The sequence below is a fragment of the Microbacterium sp. BF1 genome (assembly GCF_019279095.1).
GTDB lineage: Bacteria > Actinomycetota > Actinomycetes > Actinomycetales > Microbacteriaceae > Microbacterium > Microbacterium maritypicum.
Genome location: NZ_JAGYWT010000632.1, coordinates 1 through 1,247, shown reverse-complemented (window position 1 = coordinate 1,247; position 1,247 = coordinate 1). Strand labels below are relative to the sequence as shown.

Below are 1,247 nucleotides of genomic sequence, written 5' to 3'. Positions count from 1 at the left end.
TCGACGGCCACGAAGTCCTCCCCGCGTCCGCGCACCGGATACACCTTGGTGAGGTTCTCGATCTCGACGATGTTGTCGGCGGGAGCCGTCTCGGCAACGGTGCTCGCCTCCGCTGCCCTCTCCTGCAATGCTGATCGGCCGGCGGGGTCTTGCCCTCGCGCGCCGATCAGCAGGGCGGCACGATCACCATCACGAACATCGGTGTGTTCGGGATGGATGCCGGAACCCCGATCATCAACCCCGGCGAGGCCGGCATCGTGGCGATGGGCACCATCAGTCAGAAGCCGTGGGTCGTAGACGGCGAGGTGCGTCCTCGTTGGGTGACGACGGTCGCAGGGTCCTTCGACCACCGCGTGATCGACGGCGACGGCATGAGCCGCTTCATCGCCGACGTGGCATCGGTGCTCGAGGAGCCCGCGCTGCTGGTGGATTGATGTGAGACGTCGCCCAAAATGATCCAAATAACGGTTGAAGTTGATCCGCGTCAAACCATGTGCGTTGAGTCAGGGACTTGCGCCACGGGACCACTGCGATCTGCCGCAATTCTCTCACAGGAGAGTCCCGGTGACTCGCAGAGAACGCCTATCGCCGGCTGACCTGACGCCCTCGTGGCCAGCAGGTCCGTCGACTGATCGCGCCGCCGAGGCCGCGCGTCGGTTCGCGGCGAACCTGCGGAACGCCATTGGGGAGCGCAGCGTCAGGTCCGTCGCGGCGGTCGCCGACCTCGATGAGGGCACCGTTCGGCATGTGCTTTCTGGATCTGCGTGGCCCGACTTGCGCACGATCTTTCTGCTGGAGGACGCACTTGGAGTGAGCCTTTACCCGCACTCGACGTGACTATGGGATGACTTTGAACGTGCGCAAACGGAGCATTCAAGGTGCTCCTGGTAATAGGGCTTGCTCCGGATCTCTTAGTTTTTCCTGGGCCGCCATGACATCGCCACCAGCAGCAATAGGAGCGCGCTCATGACGACGCGCGAGCCAGACAGCCGCGTGCGGCCTCACGGAGCAGTGGCGAGATTGTCGCTGAGTTGAGTAAGGCCTCGCCTCTCACCTGATCGGTCAGGCGCGTACCCGGTTGGCCAGGGACGTGCGCGACATGGGTGAGATCTTCTGCCAGTGGGCCGCCCCCTTCATTCGGTCCGGTCGCTGTGCGAGTCGTCGGTTTCCGATTGATGGGTGCATTGCCGAGCGTAGTCGACGGGTGCGAGGTAGCCGAGCGATGAATGCCGGCGGTCGTGGTTGTA

The 1,247-nt window shown here is 63.8% G+C and carries 1 pseudogene; it reads left to right on the top strand.

Annotated features, from left to right (window positions below):
* Nucleotides 1–161: 161 nt before the first annotated feature.
* Nucleotides 162–434, top strand: a pseudogene (locus KZA10_RS15595) (2-oxo acid dehydrogenase subunit E2); the annotation flags it as partial.
* Nucleotides 435–1,247: the final 813 nt, after the last annotated feature.